Genomic DNA, 15966 nt, shown 5'->3' with positions numbered 1-15966 from the left:
AGACCGCTCAGCTGAGCCGCGGCGCCTCGAGCGCCGCGGCCGCGTCGGCCCGCCTGCGCAGCTCGGCGGCCATCGCGACGGCCTCACCGACGTCGCGGTGTGCCGCCTTCGCCGTGTGCCCCAGGCCCCCGGCCGTCATCGCGTGCACCGTCGCGAGCCCCTGCATCCGCTGGATCGGACCCTGCACGACCCGCACCGACTGGATCCGCGCATACGGCACCGCCACATAGGTGTTGACCCACAGGCCCTGCCGCACCACGAACACCTGCTCATCGAGCATCGCACCGGTCCACTTCCAGCGCAACGGCATCCGCCAACGCGCCCGACGCGGCGGCCGCTCCACCTCGAACGCCGCGGGCAACTCCGGCACCGCCTCGGCCGCCACCAGCGCGACCTCCGCCGGACCGCCGACCGGCAGCGCCGTGGTCGACTTGACGACGCTGGCGCTCTGCTGCGCCATCGCCGCCGTCCACACCTCGACGCGCCGCCAGTCCCTGCGCCGCCACAGGATCGGCTCGTCGAAGCTCACGGCCGTCACCCGGTCCACCGGCACCGTCTCGTGGCTCGTGTCGGTCAGGCCCCGCTCGATGAGCAGGTTCCCGCCGTCTCGCGTGATGCGGAACCGGCAGTTGCGCAGGAACCGGTTCACCGTCGCCACCGTGCTCTGCAGATAGCCCAGCAGCGCCGGAGCGAAGAACCCGAACCACAGTGCCGTCGCGACCTGCGTGAACCCGAAGATGGAACCGGTCACCGCGAACGCGGTCCCGAAGACCAGCAGCGCCGTCAGCTGCACCGGCAGTGCCTCGAGCAGCGACGCCCCCGCCAGCTTCCGCACCGTCACCGGCGGCACCAGCGGCTCCGGCCGCTCCGGAGCCTCCGCAGTGGACTCGGCGGCGCCCTCGTCCGCGGCCTCGACCCGCGGCGCCGCCCCGGGCCTGCCAGCGATCGACAGCAGCTCCGCACGCAGCTCCAGCGCCCTGTCGTGCTTGAGGTACGCGAGCCGCGCGTCCGTCCCGTCGCCGCCCGCGACCTCGATGTTCAACTGCGCCAAGCCGAACACCCGCGCCCGCAGCGGCCGCGCCAGATCCACCGACTGCAGCCGGTCCAGCGGCACCGTGCGGTGGCTGCGCGTGAACACGCCGCCGTAGATGTGCAGCTCCCGGCCCCAGATCACGAACCCCCGGAACTGGAGCGCGATCAGGCTCGCGATGCCGCCCACGACCGCCGCCGCCACCGCCGCGTACACCGCGAACAGGAAGTTCCGCGACGTGAACATCTGGACGCCCACCGCCGCCGCGGCCGCGGTGAGGAACCGCACGCTCTCGAGCAGCGGCGTCAGCGGATGCAGGCGTTGGCGCTGCACGCCCTCAGGCGGTGCGCTCGGCGCGTACGGCGCCGGGCCGTAGGGCGCGGGCGCCAGCGGGGGAGCGGGCTCGTCGCCCCGGACCGGTTCGGCCTCCGGCGTCACAAACCCTCCCGGACCTCGGCGGCGCGGACGGCGAGCCGGTCGCGCAGTGCGGCGGCCACCATCGGGTCGAGCCCGGGCACCTCGGTGTTCGAGCCCAGCGCCGCGGTGCGCACCTGCACCGAGGTGAGCCCGAACATCCGCTCGATCGGCCCGGCCGAGAGGTCGATGAGCTGGATGCGGCCGTAGGGGACGATGCTCAGCCGCCGCGTCAGCAGCCCGTGCCGCACCAGCAGGTCCTGGTCTCTTTCGGCGTAACCCCAGGTCCGCACGGTGCGCACCACGGTGAGCACGCGCAGGCCCGCGAGCAGCACGTAGCCGCCGAGCGCCCACAGCAGGCCTTCCCAGCCGAGCCAGATCGTCAGCGGGACCGCGGCGACCACCGCCAGGATCAGGACGTTGAGCAGGCTCCGCAGCATCCACACCGTGCGCAGCTTCGGCGACATCGGCTGCCATTCGATCCCACCGGGCCACAGGTCCCACACGGGGACCGCTCTCGCGTTCATCGCTCGATCATTCCACGCTCGATCACGGCAACCTCTGGGTCTCGCAAGGGAATCCGCGCGCGGTGAGGAACTCGCGCAGCGTCGGCTCGTGCTCCTCGCATGCGGCCCACCGCTTCACGCGGTCGGAGCCGTGGATGCGAGGGTTGCGCCACAGCAGCATCCACGCCGCCGTGTTGCGGCAGCCGCGCGACGAGCAGACGGGCGCCTCGGACTGCGCTTTCGGATCTGAAGTCACCATGCGATTGTCCGCCAAGCGCCGCAGCCGCGACGCCCGCGAGCCGCAATTGTGCGATCTCGGCGACGCCGGCGAGCCGAGGACGGGCTCGGCGTCATCCGGTGCGAGGCCACACCGCCGTGTCGATGAACGCCTCCACCGCCTCGATCACGTCCGCCATCGCGTGCGCCGACTCGACCAGCGGCCTGCCGCGGATGAACATGCCGTGGTCGGCCCCGCGCACCTCGCAGACCTCCCCGGGCAGCTCGCGGGCCAGCGCGGTGTTCCACGCGGGATCCGCGGTGCCGCCCACGAGCAGGTACGGGGCGGTCGAGCGCCGCAGGGCCTGCACGATCGGATAGTGCTGCAGGAACGGCGTGAACCAGATCGCGGGGAGCCCGTGATGCGCCGCGAGGATCGCGGCGGCCGTGCCGAGCGACTTGCCGACGAGCAGCGGCGGGTCGTCGTTGTGCACGCGGTCGAGCACGGCCTCGGTCTGCTCGCACACGCCGTCGATCATGGCCTGGGCGTCGGCGGCGAGCTCGTCCACGCCCTTCCACACCAGCGGGTAGGTATGGGCGCCACGGGACTGGAGGGCCACGTGGGTGTACATCAGCAGCGGCCCTTGGACGCTGTAGTTGCGTCCGGGGAGCAGGAGGGCCTGGCGGCGGCGGGGCATGAGGGGAATTCTAGTTGCCGCGGGGCCGGTTGCGCGTCCTCCGCAACGCCCGCGCGCGGCGGCTTCCGGGCATGAGAAGACCCGCACGACCACGGGGGAAGTCGTGCGGGTTGGTGAAAGCATAGCGCTCCGACATTTCGCAGCAACGGATTGAATCCGCGCGGCGTGTCACGCTCCTGGGCAAATACCGCCTTACCGTTTGCCGGAAGAGCATCGTGGCAGTGTAGACCCGCTGTGCCGCAAGGGGTTCGGCGAAAACTGTCGGGTTCCCGACAAACTGCGGTGCGGGAGCGCCGCGCGGGTCCGTGCGGCCCCCTGCCATCCTCGAACGGGCGAATTAGTATCGACAGGACCAGACCGAACGCTCGCGAAGGAGCCGACATGGGATCAGCCGAGGCCGACCGTTCAGACCGCTCCACCGGGTCCTCGACCCCGGCGGAGAACGCCGCCCTGCTGGAGAAGGCGCTGTTCGAGATCAAGAAGGTCATCGTCGGCCAGGACGCCCTCGTCGAGCGCATGTTCGCCGCGCTGCTGGCCCGAGGGCACTGCCTCATCGAAGGCGTGCCCGGCGTCGCCAAGACCCTCGCCGTCGAGACCATGGCCCGCGTCGTCGGCGCCGACTTCCAGCGCATCCAGTTCACCCCCGACCTGGTCCCGGCCGACATCGTCGGCACGCGCATCTACCGGCAGTCCAGCGAGACCTTCGACGTCGAACTCGGCCCGGTCTACACCAACTTCGTACTCGCCGACGAGATCAACCGCGCCCCCGCGAAGGTCCAGTCCGCGATGCTCGAGGTGATGGCCGAGGGCCGCATCTCCATCGGCGGCCAGACCCACGTGCTCCCCAAGCCGTTCCTGGTCATGGCCACCCAGAACCCGATCGAGCAGGAAGGGGTCTACCCGCTGCCCGAGGCGCAGCGCGACCGCTTCCTCTTCAAGGTCAACGTCGGCTACCCCACGGACGCCGAGGAACGCGAGATCGTCTTCCGCATGGGCGTCGACTCGCCCGTGCCCGACCGCATCCTCGACACCGACGACCTCCGGCGCCTCCAGCAGGCCGCCGACGGCGTGTTCATCCACAACGCCCTCGTCGACTACGCCGTGCGCATCGTCATGGCCACCCGCAACCCCGCGGCCGCCGGTCTGAGCGGCATCGCCCGGCACATCCAGTACGGGGCCAGCCCCCGCGCCTCCCTCGGCCTCATCCGCGCCACCCGCGCCATCGCGCTCCTGCGCGGCCGCGACTACGCCCTGCCGCAGGACCTCGACGACATCGCGCCCGACGTGCTCCGCCACCGGCTCGTGCTCTCCTACGACGCCATGGCCGACGGCGTCGTCACCGACCAGCTCGTGGGCCAGCTCCTCGCGGCCGTCCCCGCCCCCACGGTGAGCCCCCGCCAGGACGCCGCGCCGCGGGTCGAGTCCTACCAGCCGCAGCAGCCGGGCGCCTGGTGAGAGCGACGGTTCCCTTGGAACACGACCTGCGCGCCCTCGACCGCCTGCAGCTCAACGTCACCCGCCGCCTCGACGGGCTCCTGCACGGCGACTACCTGGGCCTGCTGCCCGGGCCCGGCTCCGAGCCGGGCGAGGCCCGCGAGTACCGCGCGGGGGACGACGTGCGCCGCATGGACTGGCCGGTCACGGCCCGCACCACCGTGCCGCACGTGCGCACCACCATCGCCGACCGCGAACTCGAGACCTGGCTCGCCGTCGACCTCTCGCCGAGTCTCGACTTCGGCACCGTCGGCATGCTCAAGCGCGAACTCGCCGAAGGCGCCGTCGCCGCCTTCGCCTACCTCGCCGGACGCGGCGGCAACCGCATCGGCGCCGTCGTCACCGAAGGCGGCCCCGCGAAGGCCATCCCGCCGCGCCCCGGCCGCGGCGGCGCCCGCTCGCTCCTGCGCACGGTCACCACGCTCCCGCGCGGCGAGGGCGCGGGCGATCTCGCCGAGCTCATCGACAAGACCCGCCGCCACGCCCGCCGCCGCGGACTCGCGATCGTCATCTCCGATTTCTTGGAGGACGAAGACGATCCGAGCGACTGGCCCCGAGAGTTGCGCCGCCTCGCGGTGCGCCAGCAGGTGCTGTGCGTCGAGATCCTCGACCCGGCCGAGCTCGCGCTCCCCGACGTCGGCGTGCTCGACCTGATGGACCCCGAGACCGGCGCGACGGTCGAAGTCCAGACCGGGAACGCGCGCTTCCGCGCCCGCTACGCCGAGGCCGCCGCCGAGCAGCGCGCCCGCATCGCCGCGGGCATCCGCTCCGGCGGCGCGGCCCACCTGCGCCTCTCGACCGGCTCGGACTGGCTGCGCGACATCGCCGCTTTCATCGCGCAGCGCCGCCACCTCGCCGCCTACCGCTAGCGACCCACCGCACTCTGCGCCGCTGAACGACACCAAGGAGAACTGTTGATCCGCCTGCTCGAACCGATGTGGCTCCTGGCGTTCCTCCCCGTCGCCGCACTCGCCGCGGTCTACGTCTGGGCCCAGTTCGCCCGCAAGCGGATCGCCGTCAGGTTCGCCAACGCCTCGCTCCTGGCGAAACTCGTGCCCAAGGTCCCCGGCTGGCGCCGCCACCTCCCGGCCGGGCTCCTCGTGATCGCGCTCGCCGTGCTCGTGGGCGGCATGGCCCGGCCCGCGGTGGACGTCGACGAGCCGCAGGAGCGGGCCACGATCATCCTCGCCGTCGACGTCTCACTGTCCATGATGTCCGAAGACGTGTCGCCGACCCGGATCGAGGCCGCCAAGGAGGCCGCCGCCGGGTTCGTCAACGACCTGCCCGACGAGTACAACGTCGGCCTCGTCTCCTTCGCCGGCTTCGCCTCCGTCAACGTGCCGCCGACCAAGGACCACGCGAGCGTCGCCTCCGCGATCCTCGGCCTCAACCTCGCCGAGGCCACCGCCACCGGCGAAGCGGTCTTCGCCTCGCTCCAAGCCGTGCAGCAGGTGCCCGCCGACGAATCCGGCACGCTCCCGCCCGCCCGCGTCCTGCTCCTTTCCGACGGCTACCGCACGGCCGGGCGCACCGTCGAGGAGGCCACCGAGGCCGCCTCGGCCGCGAACATCCCCGTCTCCACGGTCGCGTTCGGCACCGACGAGGGCGTGATCGAACTCGACCAGGAGCTCGTCTCCGTCCCCGTCGACCGCCAGGCCCTCGCCGAACTCGCCGAAGGCACCGGCGGGAACTTCTACGAGGCCTACACCGCCGAGCAGCTCCGGTCCGTCTACGAGGACATGGAGTCCTCGCTCGCGCATCAGACGATCGCTCAGGACATCTCCCAGTGGTTCATCGGCAGCGCCATGATCCTGCTGTTCGCGGCCGCCGGACTCAGCCTCGCCTGGACCTCCCGCCTCACCTAGGTCCTGAGGCGAGTGCCACACGGTGCGTGAAGGCCCCTTCGCCACTGAAGGGACCCGTCAGTACGATCGTCGGTGACTTCGTACAAATAAACTTGAGGAGTTCGAACAATGGCGCGCACGGTCCTCGTCACCGGTGGCAATCGCGGGATCGGTCTCGCTATCGCCCAGGCCTTCGCGGCCCAGGGCGACAACGTCGCCGTCACCCACCGGGGCACCGGCGCACCCGACGGCCTCTACGGCGTCCAGTGCGACATCACCGACACCGCCTCGGTCGACGCCGCGTTCACCGACGTCGAAGGCAAGTTCGGTCCCGTCGAGATCCTCGTCGCCAACGCCGGCATCACCGACGACACCCTCCTGCTCCGCATGAGCGACGAGCAGTTCGAGCGCGTCGTCGACACGAACCTCAAGGGCGCGTGGCGGGTCGCCAAGCGCGCCTCCTCGAAGATGCTGCGCGCCAAGTTCGGCCGCATGATCTTCATCTCCTCGGTCGTCGGCCTCTACGGCAACGCCGGGCAGACCAACTACGCCGCGTCCAAGGCCGGCCTGATCGGCCTCAGCCGCTCGATCACCCGCGAACTCGGCTCACGCAACATCACGGCGAACGTCGTCGCCCCCGGCTTCGTCCAGACCGACATGACCGACGCGCTCCCCGAAGCCCAGCGCAAGGCCTACCTCGACTCGATCCCCGCCAAGCGCTTCGCCACGGCCGAGGAGATCGCCGGGGCCGTCACCTGGCTCGCGGGCGACAACGCCGCCTACGTCAACGGCGCGGTCATCCCCGTCGACGGCGGCCTCGGCATGGGCCACTAGGCCCCTGAAGCGCCACAGTATTTGCAAGCACGAATAACGACGGAGGAACAGATGACTGGATTCTTGGACGGCAAACGACTGCTCATCACCGGGGTGATCACCGAGCAGTCCCTCGGCTTCGGTGTGGCCAAGTACGCGCAGGAGCAGGGCGCCGAAGTGGTCCTCACCGGCTTCGGGCGCATGTCCCTGGTCGAGCGGATCGCCAAGAAGCTCCCCACGCCCGCCCCCGTCATCGAGCTGGACGCCACCGACCCCGAGCAGCTCGCCGGACTCGAGGCGAAGGTCCGCGAGCACGTCGACGGCCTCGACGGCGTCCTGCACGCCATCGCCTACGCCCCGCCGTCGGCGCTCGGCGGGAACTTCCTCAACACCCCGTGGGAGGACGTCGCGACCGCCCTGCAGGTCTCGACCTTCTCCTACAAGGCCCTCGCCATGGCCTGCCTGCCGCTGATGGGGAACGGAGGCTCCATCGTCGGTCTCACCTTCGACGCCAGCCAGGCCTGGCCCGTCTACGACTGGATGGGCGTCGCCAAGGCCGGCCTCGAGTCCGCCAACCGCTATCTCGCGCGCGACCTGGGTCCCAAGGGCATCCGCGTCAACCTCGTGTCCGCGGGCCCGCAGCGCACCATGGCCGCCAAGTCCATCCCGGGTTTCGAAGCCTTCGAGGAGGCGTGGACGACCCGCGCCCCGCTCGGCTGGTCGCTCACGGACTCCGAGCCGGTCGCCAAGGCCTGCGCGGCGCTCCTGTCCGACCTCTTCCCGGCCACCAGCGGCGAGATCCTGCACGTCGACGGCGGCTTCCACGCCGTCGGGGTCGAGCGCACCGAGCAGTAGCGGAGCCGCCATGACAATGAACGGTTACGACGCGGTCCTGCTCGTCTCGTTCGGCGGCCCCGAAGGCCCCGGCGACGTGCTGCCGTTCCTGCGCAACGTCACCCGAGGCCGCGGCATCCCCGACGAACGCCTCGCCGAGGTCGCCGAGCACTACTACCACTTCGGCGGCATCTCGCCGATCAACCAGTGGTGCCGCGAGGTCCTCGACGCCCTCCGCCAGGAGTTCCGCGTCAGCGGGATCGACCTGCCCATCTACTGGGGCAACCGCAACTGGCCCCCGATGCTCGTCGACGCGGTCACCCAGATGACCGGCGACGGCGTCAAGCGCGCCCTCGCCCTGTGCACCAGCGCCTACGGCTCGTACTCCTCGTGCCGCCAGTACGTGGAGGACATCAACGCCGCGCGGGCCGCCGTCGGCGACACCGCGCCCGTCATCGACAAGATCCGGCACTTCTTCGACCACCCGGGCTTCGTCGGCGGCTTCGCCGACCAGCTCAAGAAGAGCCTCGGCCAGATCGAGGACCAGTCGAAGACCCGCGTGGTCTTCACCGCCCACTCGATCCCCGACGTCATGGACGAGTGCTCCGGACCCGAAGGCGCCCGCTACTCCGACCAGGTCGCCGAGACCGCCGCGCTCGTCGCCGAGCACGCCGGATGGCACGGTCCCTTCGACGTCGTCTGGCAGTCCCGCTCGGGCCCGCCATCGATGCCGTGGCTCGCGCCCGACATCAACGACCACCTCAAGGTCCTCGCCGCCGAGGACGTCGACACCGTCGTGGTCAGCCCCGTCGGATTCCTCTCGGACCACATCGAAGTGCTCTGGGACCTCGACAACGAGGCCAAGGACACCGCCGCCGAGCTGGGCCTCCGCTACCTCCGGGCCGGCACGCCCGAGGTCGGCGCCGACCTCGTCGGCATGTTCCGCGAACTCGTCGCCGAACGCGTCCAAAGCGCGCCGCTGCGGCGGCTCGGCAAACTCCCCGTCTGGGACCCCACGGTCGAGGGCTGCTGCCCCGCCCGCAGGCCCCCGGCCCCCGAGAAGCACCGGAACCGCTGACCGAACCGGGCCCGCGTCCCAAACGGGACGCGGGCCCGGCCCGAAATCCCCGCTGGTCGCATCCGCATGACATGCTTGACAGGTGGAACCCGTCTTCTATTGGATCATCGCCGCTGTGATCCTCGGCGCCATCGAACTCTTCACCGGCACCCTGGTACTCGCCATGGTCGGCGTCGGCGCCGTGCTCGCCGGCATCGGCGCCGCCCTCGGCGCCCCCTTCTGGCTCCAAGCCGTGCTCTTCGGGGCCGGTTCCATCGCCTCCATCTTCGGACTTCGCCCCTTCCTCAGGCAGGCCCTCGAGGGCGACTCCGGTGCCCCCAGGACCCCCGGCGTGTTCGGCACCCGCGCCATCGAAGGCGCCGAAGCCCGCGTCCTCACCAAGGTCGACCTCTCCGGCGGCCTCGTCGAGATCCACGGCGACAACTGGACCGCCTTCCCCCTCGAACCCGACCAGGTGCTGGAACCCGGAGACAGCGTGACAGTGGTAGAAATCAAGGGAGCCACCGTCATCGTCTGGAAGCAGAGCTGACTGGCCGTGCCCGTATAGCCTTTCCGCAACGTCTGGAACCAGACCCAGAGCAAGCCAAGTGAAAAGCCCGCCGATCCGCCAGACCACTGGAGGCTGAAACACCATGGACGCCGTAGGCATACTGCTGCTGATAGTCGCGATCTTCTTCGTCATCGTGCTGTTCCGCTCGATCAAGATCGTTCCCCAGCAGTGGAACTACATCATCGAACGCCTCGGCAAGTACCGACGCACCCTGGAACCCGGGCCCCGGCTCCTGGTGCCGTTCGTGGACAACGTTCGCGCCAAAGTGGACCTCCGCGAGCGCGTCGTGAACTTCCCGCCCCAGCCCGTGATCACCGCCGACAACCTCGGCGTGCAGATCGACACCGTGCTGTACTACATCATCACCAAGCCCACCGATGCCGTCTACAGCATCGACGACTACCTGGCGGGCGTCGAGCAGCTCACCACCACCACGCTCCGCAACGTCGTCGGCTCGCTGGACCTCGAGAAGACCCTCACCAGCCGCGAGGAGATCAACGCCCGCCTCGCCGCCGAACTCGACAAGGCCACCGACAAGTGGGGCCTCAAGGTCACCCGCGTCGAACTGCGCTCCATCGAACCGCCGTTGAGCATCCGAGACGCCATGGAGAAGCAGATGCGCGCCGAACGCGACCGCCGCGCCGCGATCCTCAACGCCGAAGGCACCAAGCGCGCCGCGATCCTCAACGCCGAAGGCGAGCAGCAGTCCCAGGTCCTGCGCGCCAAGGGCGCCCGCGACGCCGAAGTCCTCCGCGCCGACGGCCAGGCCAAGGCGATCCAGACCGTCTTCGCGGCCATCCACAAGGCCAAGCCCACCGACCGGCTCCTGGCCTACCAGTACCTCCAGACCCTCCCCAAGATCGCCCAGGGCGACGCCAACAAGGTCTGGGTCGTCCCGGCCGAACTCACCAAGGCACTCGGAGGCATCGGCAACGCCCTCGGCGGCATCACCGAGAGCACCCCGGAGGACGAGGAGATCGAGGTCGACACGAGCGCCCTCGAGCTCGACGACTCGGCCGCCCAGGCCCTCGAAGCAGCCGAGCAGGCCGCCCGTGAGGTCCAGGACATCGGCAAAGGCAAGATCCGGGACGAACTCCCGCCCGCCCCGGCCTAGGGTCCCTCCGGTGAATCCGGATGGCGCCTCGCCGGGATTCACCGGACAGCTCTTAGCACCACGTGACGCCCGGGGAGCCCGCACAGGCACCCCGGGCGCCGCCGTACCCGTAGTGGAGAATCACCGGGTGCCCGACGTCATTCACATCCACGACCCCGAGGACGAGCGCCTCGGCGACTACCGCGCGCTCACCGACCTCGCCCTCCGCACCCGCTTCGAACAGCCCCACGGCCTGTTCATCGCCGAAGGCCACCAGGTCGTCAACCGGGCCCTCCGCGCCGGCTACCGGATGCGCTCGATGCTCATCGACGCCAAACGCGCCGACCAGCTCGCGCACCTCGCCGAAGACGCCCCCTGCTACACCGCCGGACCCGACGTCCTCGAATCCGTGACCGGCTTCCACGTCCACCGGGGCGCGCTGGCCTCGTTCCACCGCAAGGAGCTCCCGGATCCGGCCGACCTCCTGGCCAGCGTCAACCGCCTCGTCGTCCTCGAAGGGCTGAACAATCACACCAACATCGGGGCCGTCTTCAGGGTCGCCGCAGGGCTCGGTTTCGACGGCGTGCTCCTCGCCCCGGACTGCGCCGACCCGCTCTACCGCCGCAGCGTCCGCGTGAGCATGGGGGAGGTGTTCGCGGTCCCCTACGCCTACCTGGAGCCCTGGCCGAGCGGCCTCGCCCAGATCCGCGACGCCGGATTCACCCTGCACGGACTGAGTCCCTCGCGCGGCGCGATCGACATCGGCCGGGTGAGCGCCGAGGAACGCGAACGCCCGGCCCTGATGTTCGGCGCGGAAGGCCCCGGCCTGACGAAGGCCGCGCTGGACGCCTGCGACCGCACGGTGGTCATCCCCATGCACGCGGGCGTCGACTCGCTCAACGTCGCCGCGGCGACGGCCGTGGCCTGCTGGGAGTTGTCCCAGCCGACGCCCCGCTAGAGGCTTACGGTGGCGAACTCGGACTCGCAGGGCGGGCCCCACGTGTAAGAGAACCGCTTGGCGTCGAGCTCCAGGTGCGCGGCGAAGGCCGTATGCGTCTGCAGCTCAACGGGGTCGGTCTCGACGGGGTGACGGCAGAGCCCGAGCGGCCCGCCTTCGTGGTCCCGCATGGCGGCGTGCAGGCGCTCGGTCGAGACCGGGGACTCCTTGGCGAGCAGTGTCTCCATGCGGTCGCATCGGTGATACGTCGAAACCCGGCCGGTCTCGAGCCAACTCTGGTAGACCCCGAGGGCCTCAGGATCACGGAAGTGGTTGGCGTGCACCAGAGGCGCATCGCCGCCCTCGTAGATCACCCGCGAGCCCAGCGGAGAGGTCTCGACGGTGACCACGCCCTCCGACGCGCTCCCGATGAAGAAATTCGAAGAACAAGCAGGCCGAGGACCCACCGCGTGCCCGATCGCCTCAGCGAGACTCGTCGACTCCAGCACCCGCCGAGACCGGAGGTGGAACGGCACCGTGTCGAGGCGCCAGTCGTCGGCCGAAGCCCCGAGTCCGTTGATGCACAGGCCGACCCCGGTGCTGTTGAGCCCGATCTTCGCGCCGGCGACACCGGCCTCGGTGAATCCGATCATGGTCGTATCTCCCCGCTGCCACTGCAGCAGGGCCCCTTCGACTCCGGTGAACCAGTCCCAGTTCTGCCCGATGTGCGTCCCCGACGCGGTGAACACCCCGTCCGAGCCGCCGAACGAGGTGCACTCGGACCGGATGCCGTCGACCGTGGGCCGCCCGAATTCGCTCCAGGCGCTGTAGAGCAGCTCGTAGCGGGCGTTGAGCAGGGCGATGTCCAGCAGATCCTGCCCGGACGCCTCGGCGATGCCGTCCATCGTCGCCCGGTAATCGGCGTCGTAGCGTGTGAACTGCTCCAGGAACCGCTGTGAACGCTCGGCGAGTTCGCCCTCGGGGACACCCGAGGTGAGCATCCGGGACCGGTAGACCGCGACGTTGGCGGCGATCGCCTCCCGCAGTTCCTCGCCGTGCTGCAGACCTTGCCGGTGAGGGCTGCCCTGAAGGTGGAGAAGCGGAAGTGAAGTCATGAAACCCATTGTGGCAAAGGCCAAAGGGATAAGCCAGCGACTTCCTAGCGCCCCATCAGGGCCTGCTCCACCTGCGAGTAATGAATCGTCCACCACTTCACGAGCCCGGTCTGTCCCGGCAGGAGGTGGTCGCACGCGGAGTTGTGCCGCACATAGTGCCACTCGATGACCCAGTTGTCGGTCAGCCGGTCCCACCACAACTGGTGCGTGGCCAGCCCGATTTCGGGCTCGCCGACGTCGAAGACCGACCGGTAGCCCCCGGCGAACGCCCGGATCCGATCGCAATCGAGCCCGCGCTCATCTCCGTAAGTGAAGTAGAACACCGCTGCCCGCGCCATCTCCCGCGCGTACGACGAGACCACCAACCGGTCCCAGTCCAAGATCGCGGAGATCCGGTCATCGGGTCCATGCAGGACGTTGTGCGGGTGGAGGTCGCCGTGCGTATATCCCGTGTACTGGGGCAGCAGGTCCGGAGGCCGGCGGTCCCCGAGCCTGACCAGCAGCCCCCGCTTCAAGCGCAGTGTCTGCTCGGCGATGGCCTCGAATCCGGTCTTGTCCCCACGACCCGCGGCGACCAGCTCCAGCAGCCGGTCGACCTTCTGCAGCGCGGCTTCGGTCGTCGGCGGATTCTCAGGCTTCGGCGCCCGGTCCGCGGGAATGGAGGCATGCAGCGTCCGGTGCAGTCTCCCGATCACCGAACCGAGATCACGGCAAGCATCCCGTGACATGGACAACCCTGACCGGTGCCGTCCCCCGACCCACGGAAAGACTCCGAACTCCTCGCCTTCCAGGAAGATCGTGGTCCGCCCGTCCCGGCTGAGCACCGGCAGCACCACCGGTACGCCCGAGCCGCCCAGGGTCTGCAGTACATGGAACTGGAATTGCAGCTCGGGGCCGGTGACGTCCCGGAACAGCTTGAGGAGATACGACCCAGAAGAGGTGTCGACCCGCCAGGACCGGTTCATCAGCCCGGTCTGGACCCGCTGCATCTGGTAGATCTGCCCGAGATCCCAATGTGTCAACGCCGCGTCGGGGAGTCGAGGCGCGGTCACGGTCATGCCCCCAAGCCTAGCCGCCGTCGGCCCGTCAGCCTGACCGTGAACCCCCCTTGCGCCTACCGCCGAACCATCGTGTAAAGTTTCGTCTCGTGCCACGGAGGGCGGGAAAGCTCACCTGGCAGGCAAAACAAACTACATATACACTTCTGTGTGCACGCGCGAGTGGCGGAATGGCAGACGCGCTAGCTTGAGGTGCTAGTGTCCTATTATGGACGTGGGGGTTCAAGTCCCCCCTCGCGCACAGATTAAAGGCCCTGGTAACAGGGCCTTTTTCGTGTCTTTCGGGCAGGCCTGCGGCCCCGCGTGAAGCCTTTGTAGAGGGCCTCGGGGAGCCAATAGGGGAGCCATTGGAGCCTGTTTCTGGAGCCGTTTGCGAAGGCGCCGTTGCTGATCGGCCGTTGGTGGTCATTGCGAGGCGTTAGTCAATGATGGCGGGTGGTTGTTGGCATCGGGGCTTTGATCTGGGCGTTCGCTCGTTCCGGGGGTTGCTGGTCGGTGAGCCAATTGGGCCTGGGTGGTCGTGTCGTTTCGTAGGTCAGGGGGACGAGTGCGGCCCCCGGCGGTGGTTCCGCCGGGGGCCGCTGAAGTGTCCGTTCGATGGGTTAGGGCTTGTCCTCGGGCTCGTCGAGGAGGCCTTTGGCGAAGGCCCCGTCGAGCAGGTCGGCGCCCTTGGTCATGACTGGGCGCAGTTGGTGGCGGTAGACGGTGGCGGTCGTGGTGGTGTTGGCGTGGCCGACGAGGTCGGCGATGAGTTCCAGGGTCGCGCCGTTGTCGGACATGAGCGAGACGAACGAGTGGCGAAGTTCGCGCGGTGTCCAGGATCCGGGGATCCCGGCTTTGGCGACGACGGCGCGGAACTGATCGCGGATGACCTGGGCCTGCTGGACGGTGTCGTTGCGGGTGCCGAAGACGTAGACGATCCCCTCGGACTTCCAACCGTGCGCCGCGCGCCACGTTTGTTGCTGTTCGCGGTGGGCGAGCAGCAGGGCGACGATGAAGTCGGGCAGGGCGATGGTCCGGCGGCTCTTCAGTGTCTTCGTGTCGCCGCCTTCGCGGACCGACCGCCACACTTCGACATGCGGGGGCAGATCCTCGAGGTGCTTGCCCCCGCACGAGCAGGTCTGGCCCTTCACCGGGTTGAGGTGAGTGTGCGCCCACTCCAGGGGCCGGGCTTCCTCGGTGCGGACGCCGGTGAACATCGACAGGGCGATGTAGGCGTGGATCGGCCGGCCCTTGCTGGCGTGCAGGAGCGCCTTCCCTTGGTCGAGGGTGAGCGCTTTGCTCGGTCTGCCTTCTTTGCCCTTGGGGGCTTTGACGAGTGCGGCGACGTTGCGCCGGACCCGGTTGCGTCCTTCGGCGAACTTGATGACTCGCCGCAGCGTGAACAGGCGCCGCCGGACCGAGGATGTCGCGAGGGCCTCGGCCATGGTGTCGAGCCAGGCGTCGACGTCGTCGGCTTTGAGCTGCTTGAGCTTCGCCTGGCCCAGGTGCGGAATGATCCACTTCTCGGCGTGGATGCGCAGCTCGTTGACCGTGGCAGGGATCAGTCCGCGGACCCCGTTCTCGAGGAAGTCGCGGCAGGCCTGCTCGACGGTGTACTTGTCACCCAGGTCGATGCCGTCGTCGAAGTCCTCCTTCAGTTCCTTGAGTTTGGCGCGGACTTCGCGTTGGGTGGTGCCGCTGACTTTCGGGCGGTGGCGGGTGCCGTCAGGCTTGATACCGAGCGAGATCGAGCCGAAGTAGCACTGCTTCGACTCGTCCCAGTAGATCGACCCGTCTCCTTTGCGGGCCTGCTTGCGCCCGGCGGGCTTCTTCTTCGCGTCAGTCATCGGAGGCCTCCCGTACGCGGTCGGCGACCCAGGCGCGGACCTGGGCCGGGTCGTAGCGCAGGTGTCTGCCGATCCGGGCGGCCGGAGGTCCGGTCCGGTGTTTGCGCCAGGCGCGCAGGGTCTGGACCGGGACTTTGAGGTAGGCCGCGACCTGGTCGATCGACCACAGCGACTCGACCTCGGCGCTGGCGGTGGTTTGGAGGTTGGTGCATGCGGTGGCTCCTTGTGTGTGGCACGGGCACCGGAGCGAGTCGCGGTCGGCCGCGGCGTCCGGACCCGTGCTGTCAGTTCCGGAGGCGGCTTTGGCTCCTGGTTGGACGGAGCGTGAACCTACTAATCCGGAACTGTGAAGTTGGGTTCTGGGTGTTGATGCGAGAATGCTTGCATGGCAAAGGGAAAGCCGCGCGCGAGTGCGGAGCTTCGGGCCAGGGCACTGGAGATGAAAGCAAGCGGGCAC

The 15966-nt window shown here is 69.5% G+C and carries 17 protein-coding genes and 1 tRNA gene; 10 read left to right on the top strand and 8 right to left on the bottom strand.

Annotated features, from left to right (window positions below):
• Positions 1–7: 7 nt before the first annotated feature.
• From JHY01_RS10615 to JHY01_RS10600, 4 genes are all read right to left on the bottom strand, one after another.
• Complete coding sequence (locus JHY01_RS10615) at positions 8–1468, bottom strand: PH domain-containing protein (protein WP_205325610.1); 1461 nt, start codon at positions 1466–1468, stop codon at positions 8–10.
• Positions 1465–1971, bottom strand: coding sequence for a PH domain-containing protein (locus tag JHY01_RS10610; RefSeq protein ID WP_205325609.1), 507 nt, complete (start codon positions 1969–1971; stop codon positions 1465–1467). The genes JHY01_RS10615 and JHY01_RS10610 overlap by 4 nt, the downstream gene beginning before the upstream one ends.
• Before the next feature lie 22 nt (positions 1972–1993).
• Positions 1994–2206 carry a hypothetical protein gene (locus tag JHY01_RS10605; protein ID WP_205325608.1) on the bottom strand — a complete coding sequence of 71 codons (213 nt, stop codon included), beginning with the start codon at positions 2204–2206 and terminating at the stop codon, positions 1994–1996.
• A gap of 94 nt (positions 2207–2300) precedes the next feature.
• On the bottom strand, positions 2301–2864 hold the full coding sequence (locus tag JHY01_RS10600) for an alpha/beta hydrolase (protein ID WP_205325607.1): 564 nt from the start codon (positions 2862–2864) through the stop codon (positions 2301–2303).
• Positions 2865–3245: 381 nt separating this feature from the next.
• Between JHY01_RS10600 and JHY01_RS10595 the strand changes: the two genes are divergently transcribed.
• The 9 genes from JHY01_RS10595 (at position 3246) to JHY01_RS10555 (ending at position 11528) form a co-directional block, all read left to right on the top strand.
• Positions 3246–4319: a MoxR family ATPase gene (locus JHY01_RS10595; RefSeq protein ID WP_205325606.1), complete on the top strand. Its 1074-nt coding sequence runs from the start codon at positions 3246–3248 to the stop codon at positions 4317–4319.
• Positions 4313–5227 carry a DUF58 domain-containing protein gene (locus JHY01_RS10590; RefSeq protein ID WP_205325777.1) on the top strand — a complete coding sequence of 305 codons (915 nt, stop codon included), beginning with the start codon at positions 4313–4315 and terminating at the stop codon, positions 5225–5227. Before JHY01_RS10595 ends, JHY01_RS10590 begins: the two co-directional genes overlap by 7 nt.
• A gap of 45 nt (positions 5228–5272) precedes the next feature.
• A complete protein-coding gene (locus tag JHY01_RS10585) occupies positions 5273–6223 on the top strand; it encodes a VWA domain-containing protein (RefSeq protein WP_205325605.1) in 951 nt (316 codons plus the stop codon).
• Positions 6224–6331: 108 nt separating this feature from the next.
• Positions 6332–7036 (top strand): beta-ketoacyl-ACP reductase, encoded by a 705-nt coding sequence (locus JHY01_RS10580; protein WP_205325604.1) that lies wholly within the window; start codon positions 6332–6334, stop codon positions 7034–7036.
• 51 nt (positions 7037–7087) lie between these two features.
• Positions 7088–7870: an enoyl-ACP reductase FabI gene (gene fabI / locus JHY01_RS10575; RefSeq protein ID WP_205325603.1), complete on the top strand. Its 783-nt coding sequence runs from the start codon at positions 7088–7090 to the stop codon at positions 7868–7870.
• Between the two features lie 16 nt (positions 7871–7886).
• Entirely contained in the window at positions 7887–8927 is a 1041-nt protein-coding gene (locus tag JHY01_RS10570; protein WP_205325776.1) for a ferrochelatase, read from the top strand.
• Positions 8928–9009: 82 nt separating this feature from the next.
• Positions 9010–9456, top strand: coding sequence for an NfeD family protein (locus JHY01_RS10565; protein ID WP_205325602.1), 447 nt, complete (start codon positions 9010–9012; stop codon positions 9454–9456).
• Positions 9457–9559: 103 nt separating this feature from the next.
• Positions 9560–10591 (top strand): SPFH domain-containing protein, encoded by a 1032-nt coding sequence (locus JHY01_RS10560; protein ID WP_205325601.1) that lies wholly within the window; start codon positions 9560–9562, stop codon positions 10589–10591.
• A 112-nt stretch (positions 10592–10703) separates the two neighbouring features.
• Complete coding sequence (locus JHY01_RS10555; RefSeq protein ID WP_374199521.1) at positions 10704–11528, top strand: TrmH family RNA methyltransferase; 825 nt, start codon at positions 10704–10706, stop codon at positions 11526–11528.
• On the opposite strand, the gene JHY01_RS10550 is transcribed toward JHY01_RS10555, so the two are convergent.
• Both JHY01_RS10550 and JHY01_RS10545 read right to left on the bottom strand, forming a co-directional pair.
• The gene (locus JHY01_RS10550) at positions 11525–12622 is read right to left on the bottom strand and encodes a C45 family peptidase (protein WP_205325599.1); all 1098 of its coding nucleotides are present in this window, start codon (positions 12620–12622) and stop codon (positions 11525–11527) included. The two genes, JHY01_RS10555 and JHY01_RS10550, sit on opposite strands and share 4 nt — an antisense overlap.
• A 44-nt stretch (positions 12623–12666) precedes the next feature.
• Complete coding sequence (locus JHY01_RS10545) at positions 12667–13680, bottom strand: phosphotransferase (RefSeq protein WP_205325598.1); 1014 nt, start codon at positions 13678–13680, stop codon at positions 12667–12669.
• A gap of 156 nt (positions 13681–13836) precedes the next feature.
• Here JHY01_RS10545 and JHY01_RS10540 point away from each other — a divergent pair.
• Positions 13837–13921 (top strand) — tRNA-Leu (locus tag JHY01_RS10540).
• A 361-nt stretch (positions 13922–14282) separates the two neighbouring features.
• On the opposite strand, the gene xerC is transcribed toward JHY01_RS10540, so the two are convergent.
• Both xerC and JHY01_RS28105 read right to left on the bottom strand, forming a co-directional pair.
• On the bottom strand, positions 14283–15509 hold the full coding sequence (xerC, locus tag JHY01_RS10535) for a tyrosine recombinase XerC (RefSeq protein WP_205325597.1): 1227 nt from the start codon (positions 15507–15509) through the stop codon (positions 14283–14285).
• A complete protein-coding gene (locus tag JHY01_RS28105; RefSeq protein WP_374199520.1) occupies positions 15502–15966 on the bottom strand; it encodes a helix-turn-helix transcriptional regulator in 465 nt (154 codons plus the stop codon). The genes xerC and JHY01_RS28105 overlap by 8 nt, the downstream gene beginning before the upstream one ends.

It is taken from the genome of Glycomyces sp. YM15 (genome assembly GCF_016918015.1).
Taxonomy (GTDB): Bacteria; Actinomycetota; Actinomycetes; order Mycobacteriales; family Micromonosporaceae; genus Glycomyces.
The sequence above is the reverse complement of the archived record's forward strand: the minus strand, read 5'-3'. Positions and strand labels throughout refer to the sequence as shown.

Excerpts from the sequence above, each read along its gene's own strand:
- JHY01_RS10610 (WP_205325609.1), bottom strand. The coding sequence starts at position 1,971 with ATGAACGCGAGAGCGGTCCCCGTGTGGGACCTGTGGCCCGGTGGGATC.
- JHY01_RS10600 (WP_205325607.1), bottom strand. The coding sequence starts at position 2,864 with ATGCCCCGCCGCCGCCAGGCCCTCCTGCTCCCCGGACGCAACTACAGC.
- JHY01_RS10595 (WP_205325606.1), top strand. The coding sequence starts at position 3,246 with ATGGGATCAGCCGAGGCCGACCGTTCAGACCGCTCCACCGGGTCCTCG.
- JHY01_RS10580 (WP_205325604.1), top strand. The coding sequence starts at position 6,332 with ATGGCGCGCACGGTCCTCGTCACCGGTGGCAATCGCGGGATCGGTCTC.
- fabI (WP_205325603.1), top strand. The coding sequence starts at position 7,088 with ATGACTGGATTCTTGGACGGCAAACGACTGCTCATCACCGGGGTGATC.
- JHY01_RS10570 (WP_205325776.1), top strand. The coding sequence starts at position 7,887 with ATGAACGGTTACGACGCGGTCCTGCTCGTCTCGTTCGGCGGCCCCGAA.
- JHY01_RS10560 (WP_205325601.1), top strand. The coding sequence starts at position 9,560 with ATGGACGCCGTAGGCATACTGCTGCTGATAGTCGCGATCTTCTTCGTC.
- JHY01_RS10550 (WP_205325599.1), bottom strand. The coding sequence starts at position 12,622 with ATGACTTCACTTCCGCTTCTCCACCTTCAGGGCAGCCCTCACCGGCAA.
- JHY01_RS10545 (WP_205325598.1), bottom strand. The coding sequence starts at position 13,680 with ATGACCGTGACCGCGCCTCGACTCCCCGACGCGGCGTTGACACATTGG.
- xerC (WP_205325597.1), bottom strand. The coding sequence starts at position 15,509 with ATGACTGACGCGAAGAAGAAGCCCGCCGGGCGCAAGCAGGCCCGCAAA.